This is a genomic window from Vibrio sp. K4, from assembly GCF_051122595.1.
In the GTDB taxonomy this organism is placed as follows: Bacteria; Pseudomonadota; Gammaproteobacteria; order Enterobacterales; family Vibrionaceae; genus Vibrio; species Vibrio owensii.
Genome location: NZ_CP178577.1, coordinates 3594433 through 3620866 on the forward strand (window position 1 = coordinate 3594433; position 26434 = coordinate 3620866).

The window sequence follows — 26434 nt, forward strand, 5'->3', positions numbered from 1 at the left end:
AACCAGTGTCTTTTTATCCTTTAGTTCAGTTACGCAGAGCAGCATCTCAGCATAGCTTTAATCGGCCTGTGTTTAGTTGCTCTGTTCATGTTACTGAGGGTATAGCTGAAATTCTTGAGCAATGTGAATACCTGCGTGAGATAAATGGTAGTGATATTGATGGAAATTTAGTCAATTTTAATGATTATATAGACCAAGAAATTGAGTTAACTTTTCGAACGCCTAGAACTAATGAATCTCAATTTTACCAAAACTTAAATGCTTTTCTTGATAACTTGACATTTTCTTATTCTGAAGATGTTGAATTGCCTGAATTTTATTTATTCGATGAAGATTTATATTATTCAACTAACTCAATAGAATCTGATTACGATGATATTTTTAGCCGGCTGAAATTACTAATTAGAAGTGTAGCTAAACTTGAAAACTTAGCTCATTATCATGATGAAAAAATGGGTGATTCTCGGACTTTAGTTTATCTCTCAGGTGAACATCGAACACCTATAGTTTTAAGTGTAAGTATTTCTGAAAATTTACTATCGAAAGACATTAATTTCTCTCTTTTGAATGAGTTGACTTCAGCCGAATCCGAATTGAATATGCACTACAGTGATAAACTGAGTGTTTTTTATGCTTCATTGCATGAATTTTTAGGTGGAGGTTATGCCCCAGATGAAGCCTTTAACAAATTGATTGATTCTTGGGGAGCATTCGTTGCTTTATATCAGAATAATCTGTCTACTTACTTAAGTGGTTTTTCGTTTCATAAGGCTAAAAAAGAAGTTGCTGAAGCTGAAATTGAGCTATCTGAAAAATTAACTAATCTGACTAGTGACATTGTTTTTAAGCTTTTTTCCGTCCCAGCCTCTGTTATGGCATTAGCCGCAATTATGCAAAAGGGTCAGTTAGACGCACTAGTTTTTGTCCTGCTAGTAATCGGAGTTATTGTTACGATTCTGCTTATGTACGGATTGCTTAAAAGTCAAAAGAATAAGTATGAATCATTGGAGAAAGCTAAAGATCTTGTATTTAGCTCTATTGATGGAAAAGAAGCTGAGTACCCAGATGAGTTAAATACTGAAATTATAGCAATGAAGAGTCGCTTAAACAAACATTTTAAGTCGACAGATAAATGGCTTGGTTACTATAAGGTCGCCATATTTTCTCCACTGATAGCACTTATATTATTTATAATCATCGCTTAAGAGTTATGAGTGGTACTAATTCCCGATTTCTAATTTTATCTCCAATTGCCCCCTGAATAGTTACTATTAATAAATTTCATAAACAACTTTATTTAATTTCAATAGATTAAACTGGTAATCAAGTTGGTTTTGATTAAAATCGATTTTTTTGGCAGGTTTAGGTTTTCTGTCCGTCTATGTTGCAGGGAAAGTAAGAACGCGAATCTCATGATTCTCAATGGTCTAATTGAATAAAAAGTTAGACAGACCATAAGAGAATGTGAAAAATTTAGACAGTGATACGGATTGGGCAGATATTTTCAGTTTTAGACGCACTAGCTCCCATTCTTAAAGGCTTTATCCTTATCTAATCTATTTTTTAAACGTATTCTTTCCCAACTGTAAGTCTGTGACGCGCAGCGGTAAAAGAGAACGAACGCTCATCAAGACACTGCATTAGTTTATGTGGGAAGTCGAGCAAGTAGGATGGTGTAACCTCGCTCTTAAGTCCGAATACCTGCCAGCAACTGAGCCACAGCACTGGACTGCTCAATACGAGTAGGGCTCAGTAGGAATTACGCGACTTAGGACAATACAATGAGAAAAACATTTCTTGCGATCACGTGTGCATCGCTGCTTTCACCTACCTTTTATTTACAGGCCCAAGAAGCCTCGGCAGACGAAACGGTTGTCGTTACTGCAAACCGATTCAAACAAGTTGATGGTGCGGTTCTCGCACAAACCGTTACGGTAACCAAAGAAGATATCAAACGCCTTCAAGCTGATAGCTTGTTTGATGTGTTCCGTACACTGCCGAGTGTTGAAGTTGCTCAGTACGGTGGGCGTGGTCAATCTGCATCCATCTACGTTCGAGGTGGTAGCTCGTCTCAAGTACTCGTTTTGGTTGATGGGGTTCGTATGCCTCGTGCAATCATGGGGGGTATCGACTTTAACCAATTTCCAATCAACTCTATCGAACGTATCGACTACATTCGTGGTGCACGTGCCTCTATCTATGGTTCAGAAGCGATCTCTGGCGTAATCAACATTATTACTCGTGCAGACATTGATAATGACGCGAGCCGTGTATCGGTCGGCTATGGATCGGATAATCACAAGAAAGGCACGTTTGTTGTCTCTAAGCCCGTAGGTGACGGTAAACACTTTAAGGGCGTGCTCGGTTACGAGAAAACAGATGGTTTTAATGTTAAACCTCTGCCAGGTGTGAACGATGGTGATGAGCATGGCTTTGAAACGCTCAACCTTAAACTAGGCTACCAACAAAACTTCTCTGATAACTTATCTGGTTACGTTGGGTTGAGTGCTTACAACAATGAATATGACTACGACAATAGTAGCTATGGCAACCCAGCTTGGGGCACGGTTGATAAGCACGAGAAGAAAACGGGTGAAGTAGAGTATGTCGGCGCCGACTTGTCGTTGGAATACAACAAAGACGTTTACTCATCTGAATTGAAGTTGGCTTATGGTCAACAAGACAACTACGACCACAAATCAGGTCAAAGCAAAACGGCGGGCGATCACGTTGCTATTGAGCAGTTCAATGCGATTTGGTTGAACTCGTACAGTGTTACCGAGGAACTCAGTGTTGGTGGTGGTTTGGATTACCGTACAGAGAAGCTCGCGAAGGGCTACATTGCACCAAGTGATTGGGGACCTTCTCAGAGTTACGATCCAGAAAAGAACCCAAGAACCAACTTCGGTGTTAGCGCTATTGCTCAATACGCTTATGACGTATGGACATTAGAAGCAAGCGTACGTAATGACGACAACAACCAGTTTGGTAACAACACCACGTGGCAAACTGCTGCGGGTTGGACGTTTTACGAAGGTTACGAGTTAACGCTTAGCCATGGTACCGCCTTCCGCGCGCCGAGTTTTGTTGACTTGTACTACCCGGGTTACGAAATGCCAAACCTAAAACCGGAAGAGTCAGAAAACACGGAGATTTCTGTCTCTGGAGGCGTATCAATTGTTGATTGGACGGTGACGGGTTACTACAACCAAATTGAAAACATGTTGATTTGGGAAGGCTTTGGTATGCAAAACGTGGGTGAAGCCGAGATCAAGGGTGTCGAACTAGAAGTGAAACTCGATACAGATATCGTATCTCATGAGTTCTACCTAGATTATAAAGACCCTGTCGATAAGTCTGGTGCAGAAGATACCCAACTAGCATACCGCTCTAAGCGTGGTGCTAAGTGGAACGCTTACGCGACGTTTGACCAATGGACGTTGGGTTCACAGTACCTTTACCAAGGTGAACGCTTTAATGGCAACACAAGACTGCCGAGTTACAGCCTATGGAACTTCACTGCGTCTTATGCGGTGAACCAAAACTGGGATGTGAATGCGAAACTAAGTAACGCTTTTGATAAAGATTACGAGATGTACACGGGTTACGCTACACCGGGTCGTCAGTACTTTGTCTCTGCGGATTACCGCTTCTAATTGATTCCAATAAGACCGCCATATCGGCGGTCTTTCTTATTGTGAGTCAGGTCCGGGTGGAAATAGGTAACAAGGAAAAAAGATGACAGAACCGAAACGTGTCGTGATCAGTTGGTCGAGTGGAAAAGACTCCACGTTAGCGTTAGAGCGACTAAACGAAAACCCGCACTATCAGGTAGTTGGTTTGTATACCACCTATGTAGATGAAGAAGTGCCTTTCCAAGCAACCCCGCTTGAGGTCGTGCAAATGCAGGCAGACTTACTTGGCCTTCCGCTCATAACTATCGAACTGCCTGAAGTGTTCCCGAGTAACGACATTTATCAATCAACTATCGTTAATGCATTACAAAGCAGCGGACTGAATGTAGAAGCGGTCGCGTTTGGCGATATGTTCTGTAATGGCATTGCAGACTATCGTCGCAGCTATATTGAACCTGCCGGTTGGGAGTGCGTATTCCCATTACTGGGGGAAGAGAGCAAGGCATTGGCATTTGAAATTGTCGAGCGTGGTATTCAAACCATGTTAATTACCACCGATGGAGAGGTGTTGCCGCCCGAGTGGTGTGGGCGTTGGTATGACAAAACGCTGATTGAGTCATTGCCCGGTCATATTGACCCCTGCGGAGAAGATGGAGAATTCCATACATTGGTGACATCAACCCCATCATTTCAAGGACATATAGAATTGACTAAGCTTGAAGTGGAAATAGGGGAGCGATTCAGCCATCAAAGATACCAAGCCAAAGCATTGCCAAAACAAATCTAACCAGTATGATCGCCGAGTCTCTAATTTGCAGGTAAGACTCGTGCGAACATCAAGTAAGAAAAAAGTCCTAGTGTTTGATTCCGGTGTCGGAGGGCTATCGGTCTTCCAAGAAATCCACCGACTTCTACCACACATGGATTACTTGTATCTGTTCGATAACGAAGCCTATCCGTATGGCGAACTCGATCAAGATGTGCTGATTATTCGCGTTAATAAGCTGGTGGCAGCATTGGTCGAAGAGCATCAAGCTGACATTGTCGTCATCGCCTGCAATACAGCAAGTACCATAGTGCTGCCATCACTGCGTGCGAATCTATCTATTCCAGTTGTCGGTGTGGTGCCTGCTATTAAGCCTGCCTCGTTACTCGCTTCTCAAGGTGTAGGACTCATTGCTACGCCTGCGACCGTAACTCGTCAATATACCCATGAACTTATCCGCGACTTTGCCCAAGGTAAACCAGTCGAGTTATTAGGCTCTACTCGATTAGTGGATATGGCAGAAGAAAAGCTACGTGGTGAAAGCATCTCTCTTCCAGAGCTGGAAAGCATTCTTCTCCCACTGCGTAATAAAGTGGACGTTGCAGTGCTAGGTTGTACTCACTTTCCTCTAATAAAAGACGAAATCCATCAAGCGTTAGGTGGAGAGGTTACGTTAGTTGATTCTGGTGAGGCCATTGCTCGTCGAGTAAAGGCATTACTAACAAGTGATATGAAGGAAGAGAGTAAAGAGGAGGGGAGCAAGAAGATTTATGCCAGTGCACCTCCTTGGCAAGAAGATGCACTGAATACCTGTTTGGCGAACTTAGGATTTAATCCTGTTCAGGTTTACCGCCATCCGGGTGTTTAGGGTCGTTAGCGATACGTACTTTAAGCGTACGATCCATATATTCCTTCTCATTGAGTTTAGCGATAGCAGGTTTTGCATCTGCCGCAGCCATCACTACAAAACCGAACCCTCTTCTTTTACCAGTGCGCTTATCTTTCATTAAGCGTACTGCATAAACCTGACCATACTCAGCAAACAAATCACGAACGTGACTCTCATTTGCCTTATAAGGAAGGTTGCCGACATACAGCGTTTTAGTTGAAGGATCGGAATCCGAAGATTGAAGAACAGGTGTTTTGCTAGAAAGTGAAAAAAGAAAAGCAGTAGCGACAACACCGATAACAAAGCTCAAGGCAGGTGGCACAGGTAACTGAGAGAAGATGATTCCCCCAATGACCGCCAACCCAGCACACAAGATCAGATTTTTTTTAGACGTCATTTTGATTACTACATATAGATGATAAAGAGATTGGCTGCCTATTAACAAAATAGACACATGAATCTTACGTATATGGTTGGTGTTTTTCCAACCAATTGCTGTGATATGTCTCAAATGTGACGAAGAAATATGCAGATATTACGCATTTGATGGATAAGTAACCGCTTGGAATGTTTTTTTCAAAAAAAGGGTTGCGCTCATTTCTGGATTCCCTATACTGCGCATCCACCGACACGGAGTGAGACGAAAGTCACACAGCGAGTCGGGAAGAGAGAAAAAAGAATTTGAAAAAATGCTTGACTCTCAAATTGGGAAGCGTAAGATACGCACCCCTAACGACAAGGCGCTGAGGCGGTGAGTTAGTTAGAAAAGTTCTTTAAAAATATAGACCTATCAATCTGTGTGGGCACTCGTTGATGATAATCCAATTAGATGTTTCTTTCTTAACGGAAAGCGGTATCAAATTAGGTTTCAATGATACGAAGTGACCATTGAGTCGAAAGATTCAGCACAGTCAATTCAAACATTACTTATGTAATGTTCAGTATTCATTGAGCCGAACAAAATCTTAAATTGAAGAGTTTGATCATGGCTCAGATTGAACGCTGGCGGCAGGCCTAACACATGCAAGTCGAGCGGAAACGAGTTGTCTGAACCTTCGGGGAACGATAACGGCGTCGAGCGGCGGACGGGTGAGTAATGCCTAGGAAATTGCCCTGATGTGGGGGATAACCATTGGAAACGATGGCTAATACCGCATAATGCCTACGGGCCAAAGAGGGGGACCTTCGGGCCTCTCGCGTCAGGATATGCCTAGGTGGGATTAGCTAGTTGGTGAGGTAATGGCTCACCAAGGCGACGATCCCTAGCTGGTCTGAGAGGATGATCAGCCACACTGGAACTGAGACACGGTCCAGACTCCTACGGGAGGCAGCAGTGGGGAATATTGCACAATGGGCGCAAGCCTGATGCAGCCATGCCGCGTGTGTGAAGAAGGCCTTCGGGTTGTAAAGCACTTTCAGTCGTGAGGAAGGTAGTGTAGTTAATAGCTGCATTATTTGACGTTAGCGACAGAAGAAGCACCGGCTAACTCCGTGCCAGCAGCCGCGGTAATACGGAGGGTGCGAGCGTTAATCGGAATTACTGGGCGTAAAGCGCATGCAGGTGGTTTGTTAAGTCAGATGTGAAAGCCCGGGGCTCAACCTCGGAATAGCATTTGAAACTGGCAGACTAGAGTACTGTAGAGGGGGGTAGAATTTCAGGTGTAGCGGTGAAATGCGTAGAGATCTGAAGGAATACCGGTGGCGAAGGCGGCCCCCTGGACAGATACTGACACTCAGATGCGAAAGCGTGGGGAGCAAACAGGATTAGATACCCTGGTAGTCCACGCCGTAAACGATGTCTACTTGGAGGTTGTGGCCTTGAGCCGTGGCTTTCGGAGCTAACGCGTTAAGTAGACCGCCTGGGGAGTACGGTCGCAAGATTAAAACTCAAATGAATTGACGGGGGCCCGCACAAGCGGTGGAGCATGTGGTTTAATTCGATGCAACGCGAAGAACCTTACCTACTCTTGACATCCAGAGAACTTTCCAGAGATGGATTGGTGCCTTCGGGAACTCTGAGACAGGTGCTGCATGGCTGTCGTCAGCTCGTGTTGTGAAATGTTGGGTTAAGTCCCGCAACGAGCGCAACCCTTATCCTTGTTTGCCAGCGAGTAATGTCGGGAACTCCAGGGAGACTGCCGGTGATAAACCGGAGGAAGGTGGGGACGACGTCAAGTCATCATGGCCCTTACGAGTAGGGCTACACACGTGCTACAATGGCGCATACAGAGGGCAGCAAGCTAGCGATAGTGAGCGAATCCCAAAAAGTGCGTCGTAGTCCGGATTGGAGTCTGCAACTCGACTCCATGAAGTCGGAATCGCTAGTAATCGTGGATCAGAATGCCACGGTGAATACGTTCCCGGGCCTTGTACACACCGCCCGTCACACCATGGGAGTGGGCTGCAAAAGAAGTAGGTAGTTTAACCTTCGGGAGGACGCTTACCACTTTGTGGTTCATGACTGGGGTGAAGTCGTAACAAGGTAGCGCTAGGGGAACCTGGCGCTGGATCACCTCCTTAAACAATGATTACTCACGATGAGTGTCCACACAGATTGATACGGTTTATAAGTAAAAGAGATGAAGATATTCTAATATCTTCGAAGTTTGGTTCTGCTTTTTAAAGTGGAAACAAATAGCAGTGTCCCGTTCGTCTAGAGGCCTAGGACACCGCCCTTTCACGGCGGTAACAGGGGTTCGACTCCCCTACGGGATACCATCTTTAAACATTCTCTCTTGAGAGTTTTTAAAAATGGTTACTTCATAAGAAGTGATTAGCTCTTTAACAATTTGGAAAGCTGACAAAACAAACTTTTAAGTTTGTTTGTAAAGTTCTCAATGTTTGTCTTTAAGACAAACACCAAAAAACACATTCAAGTGTTCTTGGGAATATCACTTTTACAGTGATTATTCGAAATTGAGTCCGGCAAAATCGATATGTCTCTCGCTCATTCAAATAATGAGAGACAACTTTGGTGATTTGAACATCAACTCGAAACTCCTTCGGGTTGTATGGTTAAGTGACTAAGCGTACACGGTGGATGCCTTGGCAGTCAGAGGCGATGAAGGACGTATTAACTTGCGATAAGCCCAGATTAGGTAGTAAAAACCATTTGAGTCTGGGATTTCCGAATGGGGAAACCCACTTACATAAGTAAGTATCGCTGCGTGAATACATAGCGCAGCGAGGCGAACCGGGGGAACTGAAACATCTAAGTACCCCGAGGAAAAGAAATCAACCGAGATTCCGAAAGTAGCGGCGAGCGAAATTGGACTAGCCCTTAAGCTTTTTATGCGTCAGGTGAAACTTCTGGAAAGTTGTGCGATACAGGGTGATAGCCCCGTAACCGGCAACGCATATAAAGTGAAATCGAGTAGGGCGGGACACGTGATATCCTGTCTGAATATGGGGGGACCATCCTCCAAGGCTAAATACTACTGACTGACCGATAGTGAACCAGTACCGTGAGGGAAAGGCGAAAAGAACCCCTGTGAGGGGAGTGAAATAGAACCTGAAACCGTGTACGTACAAGCAGTAGGAGCACCTTCGTGGTGTGACTGCGTACCTTTTGTATAATGGGTCAGCGACTTATATTCAGTGGCAAGGTTAACCATCTAGGGGAGCCGTAGCGAAAGCGAGTGTTAACTGCGCGACTCAGTCGCTGGATATAGACCCGAAACCAGGTGATCTAGCCATGGGCAGGTTGAAGATTGAGTAACATCAATTGGAGGACCGAACCGACTAATGTTGAAAAATTAGCGGATGACTTGTGGCTAGGGGTGAAAGGCCAATCAAACCTGGAGATAGCTGGTTCTCCCCGAAAGCTATTTAGGTAGCGCCTCGGACGAATACTACTGGGGGTAGAGCACTGTTAAGGCTAGGGGGTCATCCCGACTTACCAACCCTTTGCAAACTCCGAATACCAGTAAGTACTATCCGGGAGACACACGGCGGGTGCTAACGTCCGTCGTGGAGAGGGAAACAACCCAGACCGCCAGCTAAGGTCCCAAATTACTACTAAGTGGGAAACGATGTGGGAAGGCTCAGACAGCCAGGATGTTGGCTTAGAAGCAGCCATCATTTAAAGAAAGCGTAATAGCTCACTGGTCGAGTCGGCCTGCGCGGAAGATGTAACGGGGCTAAGTAGTAAACCGAAGCTGCGGCAATGCACTTTGTGCATTGGGTAGGGGAGCGTTCTGTAAGCGGTTGAAGGTGTGTGGTAACGCATGCTGGACGTATCAGAAGTGCGAATGCTGACATGAGTAACGATAAAGGGGGTGAAAAACCTCCTCGCCGGAAGACCAAGGGTTCCTGTCCAACGTTAATCGGGGCAGGGTAAGTCGACCCCTAAGGCGAGGCCGAAAGGCGTAGTCGATGGGAAACGGGTTAATATTCCCGTACTTCTTACAATTGCGATGGGGGGACGGAGAAGGCTAGGTGAGCCTGGCGACGGTTGTCCAGGTTCAAGTGCGTAGGCTGAGGAGTTAGGTAAATCCGGCTCTTCTTAAGGCTGAGACACGACGTCGAGCTACTACGGTAGTGAAGTCATTGATGCCATGCTTCCAGGAAAAGCCTCTAAGCTTCAGATTGTAAGGAATCGTACCCCAAACCGACACAGGTGGTCGGGTAGAGAATACCAAGGCGCTTGAGAGAACTCGGGTGAAGGAACTAGGCAAAATGGTACCGTAACTTCGGGAGAAGGTACGCTCTTGATGGTGAAATCCCTTGCGGATGGAGCTGACGAGAGTCGCAGATACCAGGTGGCTGCAACTGTTTATTAAAAACACAGCACTGTGCAAAATCGTAAGATGACGTATACGGTGTGACGCCTGCCCGGTGCCGGAAGGTTAATTGATGGGGTTAGACTTCGGTCGAAGCTCTTGATCGAAGCCCCGGTAAACGGCGGCCGTAACTATAACGGTCCTAAGGTAGCGAAATTCCTTGTCGGGTAAGTTCCGACCTGCACGAATGGCGTAATGATGGCCACGCTGTCTCCACCCGAGACTCAGTGAAATTGAAATCGCTGTGAAGATGCAGTGTACCCGCGGCTAGACGGAAAGACCCCGTGAACCTTTACTACAGCTTGGCACTGAACATTGACCCTACATGTGTAGGATAGGTGGGAGGCTTTGAAGCAAGTACGCCAGTATTTGTGGAGCCGTCCTTGAAATACCACCCTTGTAGTGTTGATGTTCTAACGTTGACCCCTAATCGGGGTTGCGGACAGTGCCTGGTGGGTAGTTTGACTGGGGCGGTCTCCTCCCAAAGAGTAACGGAGGAGCACGAAGGTGGGCTAATCACGGTTGGACATCGTGAGGTTAGTGCAATGGCATAAGCCCGCTTGACTGCGAGAATGACAATTCGAGCAGGTGCGAAAGCAGGTCATAGTGATCCGGTGGTTCTGAATGGAAGGGCCATCGCTCAACGGATAAAAGGTACTCCGGGGATAACAGGCTGATACCGCCCAAGAGTTCATATCGACGGCGGTGTTTGGCACCTCGATGTCGGCTCATCACATCCTGGGGCTGAAGTCGGTCCCAAGGGTATGGCTGTTCGCCATTTAAAGTGGTACGCGAGCTGGGTTTAGAACGTCGTGAGACAGTTCGGTCCCTATCTGCCGTGGGCGTTGGAAGATTGAAGGGGGCTGCTCCTAGTACGAGAGGACCGGAGTGGACGAACCTCTGGTGTTCGGGTTGTGTCGCCAGACGCATTGCCCGGTAGCTAAGTTCGGAATCGATAACCGCTGAAAGCATCTAAGCGGGAAGCGAGCCCTGAGATGAGTCTTCCCTGATACTTTAAGTATCCTAAAGGGTTGTTCGAGACTAGAACGTTGATAGGCAGGGTGTGTAAGCGTTGTGAGGCGTTGAGCTAACCTGTACTAATTGCCCGTGAGGCTTAACCATACAACACCCAAGGGGTTTTGATGGACTCAATGCAAGAACATTGAATGTGTAAATAGAACGAAAAACAGCTTTCCAGATTAAAGAATTTGCTTGGCGACCATAGCGATTTGGACCCACCTGATTTCCATTCCGAACTCAGAAGTGAAACGAATTAGCGCCGATGGTAGTGTGGGGCTTCCCCATGTGAGAGTAGGACATCGCCAGGCTTTATTTCGCACTTGCTTATTTAATAAGCAAGTCACCATAAAGTTCTAAATTATTTTAGAGTTTTATGTTGACTTTCAAAGTGGAAAGCGTATTATACGCACCTCGCTTAAGTGCTAAGGCACTGAAAGCCAAGCTCTTTAACAATATAGACCTATCAATCTGTGTGGGCACTCGTTGATGATAATCCAATTAGATGTTTCTTTCTTAACGGAAAGCGGTATCAAATTAGGTTTCAATGAAACGAAGTGACCATTGAATCGAAAGATTCAGCACAGTCAATTCAAACATTACTTATGTAATGTTCAGTATTCATTGAGCCGAACAAAATCTTAAATTGAAGAGTTTGATCATGGCTCAGATTGAACGCTGGCGGCAGGCCTAACACATGCAAGTCGAGCGGAAACGAGTTATCTGAACCTTCGGGGAACGATAACGGCGTCGAGCGGCGGACGGGTGAGTAATGCCTAGGAAATTGCCCTGATGTGGGGGATAACCATTGGAAACGATGGCTAATACCGCATAATGCCTACGGGCCAAAGAGGGGGACCTTCGGGCCTCTCGCGTCAGGATATGCCTAGGTGGGATTAGCTAGTTGGTGAGGTAATGGCTCACCAAGGCGACGATCCCTAGCTGGTCTGAGAGGATGATCAGCCACACTGGAACTGAGACACGGTCCAGACTCCTACGGGAGGCAGCAGTGGGGAATATTGCACAATGGGCGCAAGCCTGATGCAGCCATGCCGCGTGTGTGAAGAAGGCCTTCGGGTTGTAAAGCACTTTCAGTCGTGAGGAAGGTGGTGTAGTTAATAGCTGCATTATTTGACGTTAGCGACAGAAGAAGCACCGGCTAACTCCGTGCCAGCAGCCGCGGTAATACGGAGGGTGCGAGCGTTAATCGGAATTACTGGGCGTAAAGCGCATGCAGGTGGTTTGTTAAGTCAGATGTGAAAGCCCGGGGCTCAACCTCGGAATAGCATTTGAAACTGGCAGACTAGAGTACTGTAGAGGGGGGTAGAATTTCAGGTGTAGCGGTGAAATGCGTAGAGATCTGAAGGAATACCGGTGGCGAAGGCGGCCCCCTGGACAGATACTGACACTCAGATGCGAAAGCGTGGGGAGCAAACAGGATTAGATACCCTGGTAGTCCACGCCGTAAACGATGTCTACTTGGAGGTTGTGGCCTTGAGCCGTGGCTTTCGGAGCTAACGCGTTAAGTAGACCGCCTGGGGAGTACGGTCGCAAGATTAAAACTCAAATGAATTGACGGGGGCCCGCACAAGCGGTGGAGCATGTGGTTTAATTCGATGCAACGCGAAGAACCTTACCTACTCTTGACATCCAGAGAACTTTCCAGAGATGGATTGGTGCCTTCGGGAACTCTGAGACAGGTGCTGCATGGCTGTCGTCAGCTCGTGTTGTGAAATGTTGGGTTAAGTCCCGCAACGAGCGCAACCCTTATCCTTGTTTGCCAGCGAGTAATGTCGGGAACTCCAGGGAGACTGCCGGTGATAAACCGGAGGAAGGTGGGGACGACGTCAAGTCATCATGGCCCTTACGAGTAGGGCTACACACGTGCTACAATGGCGCATACAGAGGGCAGCAAGCTAGCGATAGTGAGCGAATCCCAAAAAGTGCGTCGTAGTCCGGATTGGAGTCTGCAACTCGACTCCATGAAGTCGGAATCGCTAGTAATCGTGGATCAGAATGCCACGGTGAATACGTTCCCGGGCCTTGTACACACCGCCCGTCACACCATGGGAGTGGGCTGCAAAAGAAGTAGGTAGTTTAACCTTCGGGAGGACGCTTACCACTTTGTGGTTCATGACTGGGGTGAAGTCGTAACAAGGTAGCGCTAGGGGAACCTGGCGCTGGATCACCTCCTTAAACGATGATTATACACGATGAGTGTCCACACAGATTGATACGGTTTATAAGTAAAAGAGACGAAGATATCCCAATATCTTCAATCCAGTGTCCCGTTCGTCTAGAGGCCTAGGACACCGCCCTTTCACGGCGGTAACAGGGGTTCGACTCCCCTACGGGATACCATTGGGTCGTTAGCTCAGTTGGTAGAGCAGTTGACTTTTAATCAATTGGTCGCAGGTTCGAATCCTGCACGACCCACCATTCTTCTCCACGAAGAATTAAAACTTATGTGGGCGATTAGCTCAGTTGGGAGAGCACCTGCCTTACAAGCAGGGGGTCACTGGTTCGAGCCCGGTATCGCCCACCATTCTCTAAGTATTTTTGGATAGGAATTCCAAACCACTTCAGTAAAACGTACGTGGTTAGAATCTTCGACTCTGAAAGTCTTTAGAAAATGACTTCTTAGGAAGTGATTAGCTCTTTAACAATTTGGAAAGCTGACAAATCAACAATTTATTGTTGATTGTAAAGTTCTCAATGTTTGTCTTTATGACAAACACCAATACAACACATTCAAGTGTTCTTGGAATTTGAGTCCGGCAAAATCGAGTCTGCATCATGTATAAAAATTGCAGACAACTTTGGTGACTTGTTCATCAACTCGAAACTCCTTCGGGTTGTATGGTTAAGTGACTAAGCGTACACGGTGGATGCCTTGGCAGTCAGAGGCGATGAAGGACGTATTAACTTGCGATAAGCCCAGATTAGGTAGTAAAAACCATTTGAGTCTGGGATTTCCGAATGGGGAAACCCACTTGCATAAGCAAGTATCGCTGCGTGAATACATAGCGCAGCGAGGCGAACCGGGGGAACTGAAACATCTAAGTACCCCGAGGAAAAGAAATCAACCGAGATTCCGAAAGTAGCGGCGAGCGAAATTGGACTAGCCCTTAAGCTTTTTATGCGTCAGGTGAAACTTCTGGAAAGTTGTGCGATACAGGGTGATAGCCCCGTAACCGGCAACGCATTTAAAGTGAAATCGAGTAGGGCGGGACACGTGATATCCTGTCTGAATATGGGGGGACCATCCTCCAAGGCTAAATACTACTGACTGACCGATAGTGAACCAGTACCGTGAGGGAAAGGCGAAAAGAACCCCTGTGAGGGGAGTGAAATAGAACCTGAAACCGTGTACGTACAAGCAGTAGGAGCACCTTCGTGGTGTGACTGCGTACCTTTTGTATAATGGGTCAGCGACTTATATTCAGTGGCAAGGTTAACCATCTAGGGGAGCCGTAGCGAAAGCGAGTGTTAACTGCGCGACTCAGTCGCTGGATATAGACCCGAAACCAGGTGATCTAGCCATGGGCAGGTTGAAGATTGAGTAACATCAATTGGAGGACCGAACCGACTAATGTTGAAAAATTAGCGGATGACTTGTGGCTAGGGGTGAAAGGCCAATCAAACCTGGAGATAGCTGGTTCTCCCCGAAAGCTATTTAGGTAGCGCCTCGGACGAATACTACTGGGGGTAGAGCACTGTTAAGGCTAGGGGGTCATCCCGACTTACCAACCCTTTGCAAACTCCGAATACCAGTAAGTACTATCCGGGAGACACACGGCGGGTGCTAACGTCCGTCGTGGAGAGGGAAACAACCCAGACCGCCAGCTAAGGTCCCAAATTACTACTAAGTGGGAAACGATGTGGGAAGGCTCAGACAGCCAGGATGTTGGCTTAGAAGCAGCCATCATTTAAAGAAAGCGTAATAGCTCACTGGTCGAGTCGGCCTGCGCGGAAGATGTAACGGGGCTAAGTAGTAAACCGAAGCTGCGGCAATGCACTTTAGTGCATTGGGTAGGGGAGCGTTCTGTAAGCGGTTGAAGGTGTGTGGTAACGCATGCTGGACGTATCAGAAGTGCGAATGCTGACATGAGTAACGATAAAGGGGGTGAAAAACCTCCTCGCCGGAAGACCAAGGGTTCCTGTCCAACGTTAATCGGGGCAGGGTAAGTCGACCCCTAAGGCGAGGCCGAAAGGCGTAGTCGATGGGAAACGGGTTAATATTCCCGTACTTCTTACAATTGCGATGGGGGGACGGAGAAGGCTAGGTGGGCCTGGCGACGGTTGTCCAGGTTCAAGTGCGTAGGCTGAGGAGTTAGGTAAATCCGGCTCTTCTTAAGGCTGAGACACGACGTCGAGCTACTACGGTAGTGAAGTCATTGATGCCATGCTTCCAGGAAAAGCCTCTAAGCTTCAGATTGTAAGGAATCGTACCCCAAACCGACACAGGTGGTCGGGTAGAGAATACCAAGGCGCTTGAGAGAACTCGGGTGAAGGAACTAGGCAAAATGGTACCGTAACTTCGGGAGAAGGTACGCTCTTGATGGTGAAATCCCTTGCGGATGGAGCTGACGAGAGTCGCAGATACCAGGTGGCTGCAACTGTTTATTAAAAACACAGCACTGTGCAAAATCGTAAGATGACGTATACGGTGTGACGCCTGCCCGGTGCCGGAAGGTTAATTGATGGGGTTAGACTTCGGTCGAAGCTCTTGATCGAAGCCCCGGTAAACGGCGGCCGTAACTATAACGGTCCTAAGGTAGCGAAATTCCTTGTCGGGTAAGTTCCGACCTGCACGAATGGCGTAATGATGGCCACGCTGTCTCCACCCGAGACTCAGTGAAATTGAAATCGCTGTGAAGATGCAGTGTACCCGCGGCTAGACGGAAAGACCCCGTGAACCTTTACTACAGCTTGGCACTGAACATTGACCCTACATGTGTAGGATAGGTGGGAGGCTTTGAAGCAAGTACGCCAGTATTTGTGGAGCCGTCCTTGAAATACCACCCTTGTAGTGTTGATGTTCTAACGTCGACCCCTAATCGGGGTTGCGGACAGTGCCTGGTGGGTAGTTTGACTGGGGCGGTCTCCTCCCAAAGAGTAACGGAGGAGCACGAAGGTGGGCTAATCACGGTTGGACATCGTGAGGTTAGTGCAATGGCATAAGCCCGCTTGACTGCGAGAATGACAATTCGAGCAGGTGCGAAAGCAGGTCATAGTGATCCGGTGGTTCTGAATGGAAGGGCCATCGCTCAACGGATAAAAGGTACTCCGGGGATAACAGGCTGATACCGCCCAAGAGTTCATATCGACGGCGGTGTTTGGCACCTCGATGTCGGCTCATCACATCCTGGGGCTGAAGTCGGTCCCAAGGGTATGGCTGTTCGCCATTTAAAGTGGTACGCGAGCTGGGTTTAGAACGTCGTGAGACAGTTCGGTCCCTATCTGCCGTGGGCGTTGGAAGATTGAAGGGGGCTGCTCCTAGTACGAGAGGACCGGAGTGGACGAACCTCTGGTGTTCGGGTTGTGTCGCCAGACGCATTGCCCGGTAGCTAAGTTCGGAATCGATAACCGCTGAAAGCATCTAAGCGGGAAGCGAGCCCTGAGATGAGTCTTCCCTGATACTTTAAGTATCCTAAAGGGTTGTTCGAGACTAGAACGTTGATAGGCAGGGTGTGTAAGCGTTGTGAGGCGTTGAGCTAACCTGTACTAATTGCCCGTGAGGCTTAACCATACAACACCCAAGGGGTTTTGATGGACTCAATGCAAGAACATTGAATGTGTAAATAGAACGAAAAACAGCTTTCCAGATTAAAGAATTTGCTTGGCGACCATAGCGATTTGGACCCACCTGATTTCCATTCCGAACTCAGAAGTGAAACGAATTAGCGCCGATGGTAGTGTGGGGTTTCCCCATGTGAGAGTAGGACATCGCCAGGCTTTAAATTTAGACTTAAATGTCTAACCAGTGCGGAGCGGTAGTTCAGTTGGTTAGAATACCGGCCTGTCACGCCGGGGGTCGCGGGTTCGAGTCCCGTCCGCTCCGCCACTTATTTCGAAGACCTCGCTTTTGCGAGGTTTTTTTGAATCTACAATGTGATAAACTGTAGTTTCTACAGGGGTGTAGCTCCAATTGGCAGAGCAGCGGATTCCAAATCCGCGTGTTGGGAGTTCGAATCTCTCCACCCCTGCCATATTTAAGGCTCTAGTCGTAAGACTAGAGCCTTTTTCGTATCTGGAGAAAAGAATTCCAGCCTATTGGAAGAGCAACGGATTCCTCTAATATCAAAATAGCGTGTAGTGGGAGTTAGATCGCCAGCCTGCCCTAATCTTTGAGTCTAACCCGTGAAATATTTGAGGCTCTAGCAGAAATACCGGAGTCTTTTGTTTCTGCCTCTTTCCTTGGTTGCTCTTTACCTGAAACCGTAAAATGAATCGGAGCCTTGGAGTTATCGCTTAGCTCCCCCGCGTAAAGTACTCAAGTCTCTCGGAAGCTAGGAAATACTAAACTTCTTCTTACTCGTTGGTTCGTCCAACAATTCCTTCCTAAAACAATTTAAGGCCATAGGTTAATAGTCCTTTTGAAAGGGTCAGAGGGAAGTGGACAGCTATGTTCTTTGGTGTTGCCGAGATAGAGTAGAGTGCTTACTGTCTGTTCTCTGTGGTGGTTTACTAATCCCTGATTAAGTAACAAAAAAAGCCCAGTATTTTCATACTGGGCTTCCTTATCACTTAAGTAGGCGTCTTAAAGAATACGTTTAAGCACGCCATCTGCTTTAATTCGTGTGATCTTACGAACCAACTTCTGAACGCTTACTGGATAGTCTTCAACTTTTTCTAATTGTCTATATGTACAGATAAGCTGAGTATGTTCAAGAATGTTTGCTACTTCTTGCTCAAACTTGTCGGTCATCTTCGCGTAGTTATCTTGTACTAATAGACCATTTTCTAGGTCTAGAGACCATGCACGAGGATTCAAGTTATTACCAGTCATCAGCATGTAGCGCTTATCAACCCAGATGCCTTTTAGGTGGAAGCTATTGTTGTCATGCTTCCAAAGGTGGATAGACAGTTTGCGTGCAGCAATGCTTGCCTCGTTGGCTTTCGCAAATCGACGTAAGTTGAGTTCGTATAGATATGGTAGGCCACCTATGGTCTTGAACTCTTCTTCCGGAGAGATGTAGAAGTCGTTTGCCGTTTTATCACCCACTACGATAGTGACTTTTACACCACGCTTCATTGCGCGTTTCACTTCGCGATTAATGGCTTTAGGGAAGTTAAAGTAAGGGGTGCAGATGAAAATTTCGTTCTGAGCGGCAGCAAGCAGCTTAACGATTTTTTGATTAAGTAAATTACGACGTTTGCCTAGGCCAACAAGCGGCGTGACTTTAACATCTTCTTCGCTAGCGAGTTCAGTTTCGAACTCATAGTTAGCGCGTGCTAATGAAGAGCGAAGTTGGCGGATGTCTGCTTTGATTTCTTTTGTTTCAGGCTTATCTTTGCCTGCTAGGTCGTTGACTGCAGGGTGAGCGATCATTTCGTCTTGGATGAATCTCACCATAGAGTCAGCTAATGTTTTGTGCTGAATGACATGGTAGCGGTCGAAGCGGTAACGATCATTGTAGTGTAAATACACGTTATTGAGGCTAGCGCCGCTGTAAATCACGGTGTCATCAACGATAAAGCCTTTAAGGTGAAGTACTCCAAAGACTTCCCTTCCACGCACTGGAATTCCGTAGACGGGAATAGAGTGTTGGTATTTCTTTGCAAACGCTTTGTAAAGTGCTGCGTTGCCTTCTGATGACTCTGCACCAATAAGACCTCGTTGCGCTCGGTGCCAATCTACACAGATATTGATGTCCAATCCAGGATTGCGCTGTTTCGCTTCATAGAGCGCTGTGAAGATTTCACGGCCAGCTTCATCATCTTCCAGATATAGAGCGACTAGGTAAATTCGCGACGTTGCTTTGCTGATCGCATCAAGAAGACGAGTTCTGAAAGTCTCTGCAGCATGCAGAACTTCGAAGTCTTCTGGCTTAACAGCGAGACTTGGCAACTGTTCGAATGGGTTCCTACTTACTATCATACCGGTGTGAGTACCTTAATTAAGTGCAATATTGCGAACCTGATATTTTACCAAAGATATGAATTCTATGGCTACAAAACCACGCTGTTTGGAGTGTCAGAAGTAATGAATTGCATTGGAATGAGATCTTTACCACTGTCTACATAGCGCAGATACGCCATTTTTAGAGAGTTGGGGAGTGCAGAGCTATCAATGGTTTTGAATCCATGCTGAGCGTAATAGTGTTCTAAATGGTTAAAAGCAAAGCAATAATCGCCATCGTTGAAAACTGTGTTTTCACAATGAGTAAGCAAGGCATTCCCTACGCCTGTCCCTCTGTATTCCGGGATCACGAGCATACCTGTCAATAAGCGTGATTGCTCAATGGTCTTCAATCTTAGTAAAGCAATGATACTCCCCTCTAAGGTGGCGGTTACGATCAATTCGTCTCGCTTTGCTCTCCCTGCGGGATAATGAGCTTTGTACAGCCTCTTGATGAGAGGCAGTTTGATCGGATTTAACACTTCTATGATTAATGAGCTAGGTATTGTCACTGCGGCTAAAAGATAACTAATGTAGAATGTTCATAGTTTAAGAGAATCTCATCTGGCGTTGCAAATCCACTATGGAAATTAAGAAACACGCGAGCCTTAAGGCTTTTCACACATTTGGTATAGAACAAACTTGTGCGTATTTAGCGATCGTTGAATCTGTTGACGACGTTATACAACTTTTCCAAGACAAAGCTTATCAAGACATACCTAAGCTCTTCTTAGGTAAAGGCAGTAATATGCTGTTCACTCAGCACTATGAAGGCATGGTTATAATCAACCGTTTAATGGGTAAAACCGTGACTGAAACGGATGAGCATTATTTGCTGCATATTGAGGGTGGAGAAGATTGGCCTGATTTGGTCGAATGGAGTGTTAAGCAAGAGATGGGTGGCATGGAAAACCTTGCGCTTATCCCAGGGTGCGCGGGCTCGGCGCCAATTCAAAATATCGGTGCTTATGGTTTAGAGCTACAAGATATTTGTGAATATGTCGACATTCTTGATTTGATCAGTTTTGATACTAAACGAATGAGTGCCGAAGAGTGCTTGTTTGGTTATCGCGACTCTATCTTCAAGCATGCACTATATGAGAAGTGTTTTATTACTGCGGTTGGTCTCAAGTTGCCTAAGCAATGGCAAGCTATTAATCAATATGGCCCTCTACAAAGTATTCCAGAAGAAGAGCTCACTCCACTCGCTATTTTTGAACGTGTTTGCCAAGTGCGCATGGAAAAATTACCGGATCCTGCAAAAGTGGGCAATGCGGGTAGTTTCTTCAAAAATCCAGTGATCAGCCAAGATCATTATGATCAACTCATTCAGAAACATAACAACATGGTGGCTTACCCAGCAAAAGAGGGGATGAAGGTTGCGGCTGGTTGGTTGATTGACCAATGTGGGCTCAAAGGCGTGTCAGTCAATGGGGCCCAAGTGAACCCATTGCAAGCTTTAGTATTAACCAATGTAGATAATTGCAGTGCTAGCGATGTGGTCGAGTTGGCTTCTTTAGTGAAGAAGACAGTTTGGGATAAATACCAAATTGAACTAGAGCATGAAGTCCGCTTTATGAATAGCAAGGGTGAGACCAATCTGGCTGAGATTGAGGCAATGCAATGAGAAAAGAACACTCAGTAAAACTGCATATTCTCAAGGCGCTCAGTGACGGAGATTTCCATTCAGGAGAAGCGCTAGGGCAGGAATTAGGTATCTCTCGAGCTGCCATTGCTAAGCATATCAAAGGGCTTAATGACTGGGGGGTGGATATTTACCGTATCCAAGGGCGAGGCTATCAGCTAGCCCAGCCTTTGCAGTTGCTCGATGAGACTCAATTGCAAGCCAAAGTAGAGACGCCAATAGAGTTGATCTCGGTTATTGACTCTACTAACCAATACTTGCTTGATAAAGTGAATGAGTCAGACAAAGGGCGAGTTTGTCTTGCAGAGTATCAGGCAAAAGGGCGAGGAAGGCGTGGACGCCAGTGGATATCTCCCTTTGGAACAAACCTTTACTTATCGATGTACTGGCGATTGGATGCTGGTATGGCTGCAGCGATGGGCTTGAGCTTGGTTGTTGGTATCGCTGCTGTAGAGGCAATAGAAAGCCTTGGTATCGATGACGTGAAGTTGAAGTGGCCGAATGACATCTATTACCAAGATAAGAAATTGGCGGGTATTTTGGTGGAAATGTCGGGTCAGGCCGGTGGAGCTGCGCATTTGGTGATTGGCATGGGGTTAAATATCGGAATGCCAGATATGCAGCCAGAAATTGATCAACCTTGGACGACTCTGAACCAAGTGAGTGATGGTGTTTTGATTGACCGCACTCAGCTAGCGATAAAGCTAATCGAGCATTGGAAGAACGCGCTAGAAGAATATGAAATGGCAGGACTGGCAGGTTTTGTTGACCGCTGGAATCGTTTAGATAATTTTATTGGACGCTCAGTTAAGCTGCTGATGGGGCCAAGAGAGATTCATGGAGTAGTGAAAGGCATCGACCAGCAAGGTGGGGTAGTGCTTGAAACTGAAAATGGATTGGAGACCTATGTTGGCGGAGAGATCTCCTTAAGAAAAAATGACTAGCCCCGTCATTAAGGATAAGGTTACTTTCTCAAAGAAACCTTATCCACCAAATGGCTTGGGCCTTTATGCAGAATCAGATGAGCCCTTTCACGAGTTGGAAGGATATTGTGTTCTAAGTTCAACCCGTTGATTGAATGCCATATGTCTTTAGCTTTATTTTTCGCCTCATCTACAGATAGCTGGGTATAGTGGCTAAAGTAAGAGCCTGGCTTAGTAAAGGCACCTCTACGAAACTTCAAGAATCTTTCTATATACCATTGCTCAATGGTGTCTGTTTCTGCATCCACATAGATAGAAAAATCTAGGAAGTCAGAAACAAATACGCGATGCGGATCGTGAGGGTAATCCATTCCGCTCTGTAAAACGTTTAACCCTTCAATGATTAACACATCAGGGCGATCCACTTTTTTCTTTTCGTCTGTAATGTCGTAAGTGATATGCGAATAGACAGGCACTTCTAAGTTAGGCTGGCCAGCTTTTACATCAGAAACGAATTCTACCAAGCGTTTGATATCGTAAGACTCGGGAAAGCCTTTACGATGCATGATGCCTTTATCTTCTAATACTTTCTTTGGATATAAGAAACCGTCTGTTGTCACTAAGGCGACTTTAGGGTGGTTCTCCCAGCGAGAAAGCAGGGCTTTAAGAAGTCTCGCTGTCGTGCTTTTTCCTACAGCAACACTTCCCGCAATACCAATCACGAATGGTGGAGCGTGCTCTTCCGTATTCAGGAATTCCTGTAGGACGGAGTTTCGACTTTGACGGGCTTGAACGTATAAATTCAATAGACGAGACAAAGGAAGGTAGATCTCTACCGCTTCCTCCATAGTGAGGTTTTCATTAATGCCTTGAAGCGCTTTTAAGTCGTCTTCAGAGAGTGTCATAGGAACAGAATTACGTAACTCTGCCCATTCAGCACGGTCAAATGACAAAAATGGACTCATGGATCTCTTTTATCCTTGGTTTCATAGAGAGCAAGAACATACAACAAGCTCCGAGCAAAGCAAACGACAAAGCTCGAAAGTTTGCTTTAAAAAGCGAGGTTTGTATGATTTTGCAGCAATCGATTCTAAAAAGTCGAATTTTACGATTTTTTTTAAAATAGCTATTGCAACCTAGAAAATCATTCAATAGAATGCGCACCACTTATGCCGACTTAGCTCAGTAGGTAGAGCAACTGACTTGTAATCAGTAGGTCACCAGTTCGATTCCGGTAGTCGGCACCATTCTTTCCTGTTTCATTAGAAGCAATTGTAGTAAGAATGGCATGAAATTTTGGAGGGGTTCCCGAGTGGCCAAAGGGAGCAGACTGTAAATCTGCCGGCACTGCCTTCGATGGTTCGAATCCGTCCCCCTCCACCATATTCTTTAGGAAATAGCTCTCAGAGTTACGTGTTGCGGGCATCGTATAATGGCTATTACCTCAGCCTTCCAAGCTGATGATGCGGGTTCGATTCCCGCTGCCCGCTCCACTCTAATTTGAGTGCTGATATAGCTCAGGTGGTAGAGCGCATCCTTGGTAAGGATGAGGTCGGCAGTTCGAGTCTGCCTATCAGCACCAGCTCTTAAAGTTATTTCCTTTTGATATAAGATTTACCAATTATCTTTTTTGGTTGCGTGGTCAATTCGGGCCACCTAAATCCGTACCTAGAGGGACTACTCATGTCTAAAGAAAAATTTGAACGTGTAAAACCGCACGTAAACGTTGGTACTATCGGCCACGTTGACCACGGTAAAACTACTCTAACAGCTGCTATCTGTACAACACTTGCTAAAGTATACGGCGGTGCTGCTCGTGACTTCGCATCTATCGATAACGCTCCAGAAGAGCGTGAGCGCGGTATCACAATCGCTACTTCTCACGTAGAGTACGACACTCCAACTCGCCACTACGCACACGTTGACTGTCCAGGACACGCGGATTACGTTAAAAACATGATCACTGGTGCTGCACAGATGGACGGTGGTATCCTAGTTGTTGCTGCGACAGATGGTCCAATGCCACAAACTCGTGAGCACATCCTACTAGGCCGTCAGGTTGGTATCCCATACATCATCGTATTCATGAACAAATGTGACATGGTTGATGATGAAGAGCTACTAGAACTAGTAGAAATGGAAGTTCGTGAACTTCTATCTGAGTACGATTTCCCAGGTGATGACCTACCAGTTATCCAAGGTTCAGCTCTAGGCGCACTAAACGGCGAAGAGCAATGGGAAGCTAAGATTGTTGAACTAGCAGAAGCGCTAGATTCATACATCCCTGAGCCAGAGCGTGCAGTAGATATGCCATTCCTAATGCCTATCGAAGACGTATTCTCAATCCAAGGTCGTGGTACAGTAGTAACTGGCCGTATCGAACGTGGTATCCTAAACGTAGGTGACGAAGTTGCTATCGTTGGTATCAAAGACACTACTACTACTACATGTACTGGTGTTGAAATGTTCCGTAAGCTTCTTGACGAAGGTCGTGCTGGTGAGAACGTTGGTGCACTTCTACGTGGTACTAAGCGTGATGAAGTTGAACGTGGTCAAGTACTAGCTAAGCCTGGTTCAATCACTCCACACACTAAGTTCGAGTCAGAAGTATACGTACTTTCTAAAGATGAAGGTGGTCGTCACACTCCATTCTTCAAAGGCTACCGTCCACAGTTCTACTTCCGTACAACTGACGTAACTGGTGACATCTCTCTACCAGAAGGCGTAGAAATGGTAATGCCAGGCGACAACATCCAAATGCAAGTTGAGCTAATCGCTCCTATCGCTATGGATGAAGGCCTACGTTTCGCTATCCGTGAAGGTGGCCGTACTGTAGGTGCTGGTGTTGTTGCTAAGATCTTCGACTAATTCTTAACGAATTAAACGAATGTCTTCGGAAAATCTTGAATTAGATTTGACGAACCAGTATCAAAAAGGGCATCATTTGATGCCCTTTTTCTGCACTCAATATTATTTTAGCTGTTTTCTTGTTCAAAATTTGGTTGAGAGTAGAGCAAGATTAAGCGGAGAGGCTTAATCTTAAGAGAGTAACGCTGATTTTATCAGCGATATGGAGTTTGCCCTGCAACAGCGGGGTTATTGTCGTCTATATTAAGACTTGTGACAGGTTGGTTTATGAAAGCAAATAATGCTGAAACTCCTGATAGCTCAAACGCAGCAGATACGTTTAAGTGGATTGCCGCTTTCGTATTGGCAGCGGCCGCTGTTGTGGGTAATTACCTGTATGGTGAAATGTCTGTAGTTGTTCGTGCTGCAGGCGTTGTTGTTCTTATTGCAGCTGCCCTAGGCGTTGCTGCGACAACGACTAAAGGTAAAGCAGCGATCAGTTTTGCAAAAGAATCTCGTATGGAAGTTCGTAAGGTTGTTTGGCCTACACGCCAAGAAACCATGCAAACGACACTGATTGTTTTAGCTGTAAGTATTGTAATGGCTCTAGTGCTATGGGGAATTGACGGCATCATGGTTCGTTTAGTTGCTCTAGCAACTGGGGTATAGAGGGTAGTGATTCATGAGTGAAGCTCCAAAAAAACGCTGGTATGTAGTTCAAGCCTTCTCTGGATTTGAAGGTCGTGTAGCTCAGTCTCTACGTGAGCATATCAAAATGCACGCTATGGAAGAGCTATTCGGTGAAGTACTAGTTCCTACTGAAGAAGTAGTGGAAATGCGCGCGGGTCAGCGTCGTAAATCTGAACGTAAGTTTTTCCCAGGCTACGTCCTTGTTCAGATGATTATGAACGATGAATCATGGCACCTAGTACGCAGTGTGCCGCGTGTCATGGGCTTCATTGGTGGTACCTCAGACCGTCCAGCACCTATCACAGATAAAGAAGCTGACGCGATTCTTAACCGTCTCGAGAAAGCGAGTGAGTCTCCTCGTCCTCGTACAATGTACGAAGCGGGCGAAGTGGTACGTGTTAACGAAGGTCCATTTGCTGACTTCAATGGTACTGTTGAAGAAGTGGATTACGAGAAGAGCCGCCTGAAAGTGTCTGTATCGATCTTTGGTCGTGCAACACCAGTTGAGCTTGAATTTGGTCAAGTTGAAAAACTTGATTAAAAAAACACCTTTTTAAGGGTTGTCTAAGGCGCGAATTATGACTATAATTTCGCGCCTTTTTACTTCTCATGAAGTAAAGAGATTTTACGTAAACGGGGAGCTGGTCAGCAGACTAGCGTTTGAACCCAAACTTTAGGAAATATCATGGCTAAGAAAGTTGAAGCTTACATCAAGCTACAAGTTGCTGCTGGCGCTGCGAACCCAAGTCCACCAGTTGGTCCTGCTCTAGGTCAACACGGTGTGAACATCATGGAATTCTGTAAAGCGTTCAACGCAAAAACAGAATCTATTGAGAAAGGTCTACCAACTCCAGTAGTTATTACAGTATACAGCGACCGTTCTTTCACGTTCGTAACTAAGACTCCACCTGCTGCTGTTCTTCTTAAGAAAGCTGCTGGCGTTAAGTCTGGTTCTGGTCGTCCAAACACTGAAAAAGTGGGCACTGTAACTGACGCTCAAATCCAAGAAATCGCAGAAACTAAAGCTGCTGATATGACTGGTGCTGACATCGAAGCGATGAAGCGTTCTATCGCTGGTACTGCTCGTTCAATGGGCCTAGTGGTAGAGGGTTAATA

Annotated in this window: 14 protein-coding genes, 10 tRNA genes, 6 rRNA genes and 1 riboswitch; of the genes, 26 read left to right on the forward strand and 4 right to left on the reverse strand. The window is 46.2% G+C overall.

Translation table 11 applies throughout. The features are described 5' to 3' along the window. Positions 1–5: 5 nt before the first annotated feature. From ACLIIY_RS16280 to murI, 4 genes are all read left to right on the forward strand, one after another. Positions 6–1205, forward strand: coding sequence for a hypothetical protein (locus ACLIIY_RS16280; RefSeq protein ID WP_011149172.1), 1200 nt, complete (start codon positions 6–8; stop codon positions 1203–1205). A gap of 205 nt (positions 1206–1410) precedes the next feature. Further along, a riboswitch (cobalamin riboswitch) is annotated at positions 1411–1723 on the forward strand. Positions 1724–1781: 58 nt separating this feature from the next. Further along, complete coding sequence (locus ACLIIY_RS16285; RefSeq protein ID WP_434527909.1) at positions 1782–3656, forward strand: TonB-dependent receptor domain-containing protein; 1875 nt, start codon at positions 1782–1784, stop codon at positions 3654–3656. Between the two features lie 82 nt (positions 3657–3738). After that, positions 3739–4422 carry an ATPase gene (locus ACLIIY_RS16290; protein WP_434527910.1) on the forward strand — a complete coding sequence of 228 codons (684 nt, stop codon included), beginning with the start codon at positions 3739–3741 and terminating at the stop codon, positions 4420–4422. Positions 4423–4462: 40 nt separating this feature from the next. Beyond that, a complete protein-coding gene (gene murI, locus ACLIIY_RS16295; RefSeq protein ID WP_434527911.1) occupies positions 4463–5269 on the forward strand; it encodes a glutamate racemase in 807 nt (268 codons plus the stop codon). Here the strand turns inward: murI and ACLIIY_RS16300 are convergent. Next, positions 5232–5687: an RNA-binding protein gene (locus ACLIIY_RS16300; protein WP_009705144.1), complete on the reverse strand. Its 456-nt coding sequence runs from the start codon at positions 5685–5687 to the stop codon at positions 5232–5234. The genes murI and ACLIIY_RS16300 overlap by 38 nt on opposite strands. A gap of 570 nt (positions 5688–6257) precedes the next feature. Here ACLIIY_RS16300 and ACLIIY_RS16305 point away from each other — a divergent pair. From ACLIIY_RS16305 to ACLIIY_RS16360, 12 genes are all read left to right on the forward strand, one after another. After that, positions 6258–7810, forward strand: a 16S ribosomal RNA gene (locus ACLIIY_RS16305). A gap of 122 nt (positions 7811–7932) precedes the next feature. Next, positions 7933–8008: transfer RNA gene (locus ACLIIY_RS16310), tRNA-Glu, on the forward strand. A 295-nt stretch (positions 8009–8303) separates the two neighbouring features. Further along, a 23S ribosomal RNA gene (locus ACLIIY_RS16315) occupies positions 8304–11193 on the forward strand. Positions 11194–11282: 89 nt separating this feature from the next. After that, a 5S ribosomal RNA gene (gene rrf / locus ACLIIY_RS16320) occupies positions 11283–11399 on the forward strand. A 332-nt stretch (positions 11400–11731) separates the two neighbouring features. Continuing rightward, positions 11732–13284: ribosomal RNA gene (locus ACLIIY_RS16325) — 16S ribosomal RNA — on the forward strand. An 89-nt stretch (positions 13285–13373) separates the two neighbouring features. Next, positions 13374–13449, forward strand: a tRNA-Glu gene (locus tag ACLIIY_RS16330). A gap of 2 nt (positions 13450–13451) precedes the next feature. Continuing rightward, positions 13452–13527: transfer RNA gene (locus tag ACLIIY_RS16335), tRNA-Lys, on the forward strand. 30 nt (positions 13528–13557) lie between these two features. Continuing rightward, a tRNA-Val gene (locus tag ACLIIY_RS16340) sits at positions 13558–13633 on the forward strand. Positions 13634–13949: 316 nt separating this feature from the next. Then, a 23S ribosomal RNA gene (locus tag ACLIIY_RS16345) occupies positions 13950–16840 on the forward strand. Positions 16841–16929: 89 nt separating this feature from the next. Continuing rightward, a 5S ribosomal RNA gene (gene rrf / locus ACLIIY_RS16350) occupies positions 16930–17046 on the forward strand. The 16S, 23S and 5S rRNA genes sit together here with 6 tRNA genes alongside, the layout of an rRNA operon. A 32-nt stretch (positions 17047–17078) precedes the next feature. Then, a tRNA-Asp gene (locus ACLIIY_RS16355) sits at positions 17079–17155 on the forward strand. Positions 17156–17223: 68 nt separating this feature from the next. After that, positions 17224–17300: transfer RNA gene (locus tag ACLIIY_RS16360), tRNA-Trp, on the forward strand. Between the two features lie 551 nt (positions 17301–17851). Here the strand turns inward: ACLIIY_RS16360 and pssA are convergent. Beyond that, a complete protein-coding gene (gene pssA, locus ACLIIY_RS16365; RefSeq protein WP_038897299.1) occupies positions 17852–19192 on the reverse strand; it encodes a CDP-diacylglycerol--serine O-phosphatidyltransferase in 1341 nt (446 codons plus the stop codon). A 71-nt stretch (positions 19193–19263) separates the two neighbouring features. Next, entirely contained in the window at positions 19264–19695 is a 432-nt protein-coding gene (locus tag ACLIIY_RS16370) for a GNAT family N-acetyltransferase (RefSeq protein WP_045415890.1), read from the reverse strand. A 101-nt stretch (positions 19696–19796) separates the two neighbouring features. On the opposite strand from ACLIIY_RS16370, the gene murB reads away from it, so the two are divergent. Together murB and birA are read left to right on the forward strand one after the other, a co-directional pair. After that, positions 19797–20840, forward strand: a complete 1044-nt coding sequence (gene murB, locus ACLIIY_RS16375) for a UDP-N-acetylmuramate dehydrogenase (protein ID WP_434527912.1) — start codon at positions 19797–19799, stop codon at positions 20838–20840. Continuing rightward, positions 20837–21802, forward strand: coding sequence for a bifunctional biotin--[acetyl-CoA-carboxylase] ligase/biotin operon repressor BirA (gene birA, locus ACLIIY_RS16380; protein WP_434527913.1), 966 nt, complete (start codon positions 20837–20839; stop codon positions 21800–21802). Before murB ends, birA begins: the two co-directional genes overlap by 4 nt. A gap of 20 nt (positions 21803–21822) precedes the next feature. On the opposite strand, the gene coaA is transcribed toward birA, so the two are convergent. Continuing rightward, complete coding sequence (gene coaA, locus ACLIIY_RS16385) at positions 21823–22746, reverse strand: type I pantothenate kinase (protein WP_005442549.1); 924 nt, start codon at positions 22744–22746, stop codon at positions 21823–21825. Positions 22747–22952: 206 nt separating this feature from the next. Here coaA and ACLIIY_RS16390 point away from each other — a divergent pair. The 8 genes from ACLIIY_RS16390 (at position 22953) to rplK (ending at position 26432) form a co-directional block, all read left to right on the forward strand. Continuing rightward, a tRNA-Thr gene (locus tag ACLIIY_RS16390) sits at positions 22953–23028 on the forward strand. Positions 23029–23079: 51 nt separating this feature from the next. Next, positions 23080–23164 (forward strand) — tRNA-Tyr (locus ACLIIY_RS16395). Between the two features lie 35 nt (positions 23165–23199). Beyond that, positions 23200–23274 (forward strand) — tRNA-Gly (locus ACLIIY_RS16400). A gap of 13 nt (positions 23275–23287) precedes the next feature. Beyond that, a tRNA-Thr gene (locus ACLIIY_RS16405) sits at positions 23288–23363 on the forward strand. 101 nt (positions 23364–23464) lie between these two features. Continuing rightward, the gene (gene tuf / locus ACLIIY_RS16410) at positions 23465–24649 is read left to right on the forward strand and encodes an elongation factor Tu (RefSeq protein WP_005438393.1); all 1185 of its coding nucleotides are present in this window, start codon (positions 23465–23467) and stop codon (positions 24647–24649) included. A 267-nt stretch (positions 24650–24916) separates the two neighbouring features. Beyond that, the gene (secE, locus tag ACLIIY_RS16415; RefSeq protein WP_005440549.1) at positions 24917–25297 is read left to right on the forward strand and encodes a preprotein translocase subunit SecE; all 381 of its coding nucleotides are present in this window, start codon (positions 24917–24919) and stop codon (positions 25295–25297) included. Positions 25298–25310: 13 nt separating this feature from the next. Continuing rightward, the gene (gene nusG, locus ACLIIY_RS16420; RefSeq protein ID WP_005440551.1) at positions 25311–25859 is read left to right on the forward strand and encodes a transcription termination/antitermination protein NusG; all 549 of its coding nucleotides are present in this window, start codon (positions 25311–25313) and stop codon (positions 25857–25859) included. A 144-nt stretch (positions 25860–26003) separates the two neighbouring features. Continuing rightward, the gene (gene rplK / locus ACLIIY_RS16425; protein ID WP_005440554.1) at positions 26004–26432 is read left to right on the forward strand and encodes a 50S ribosomal protein L11; all 429 of its coding nucleotides are present in this window, start codon (positions 26004–26006) and stop codon (positions 26430–26432) included. Positions 26433–26434: the final 2 nt, after the last annotated feature.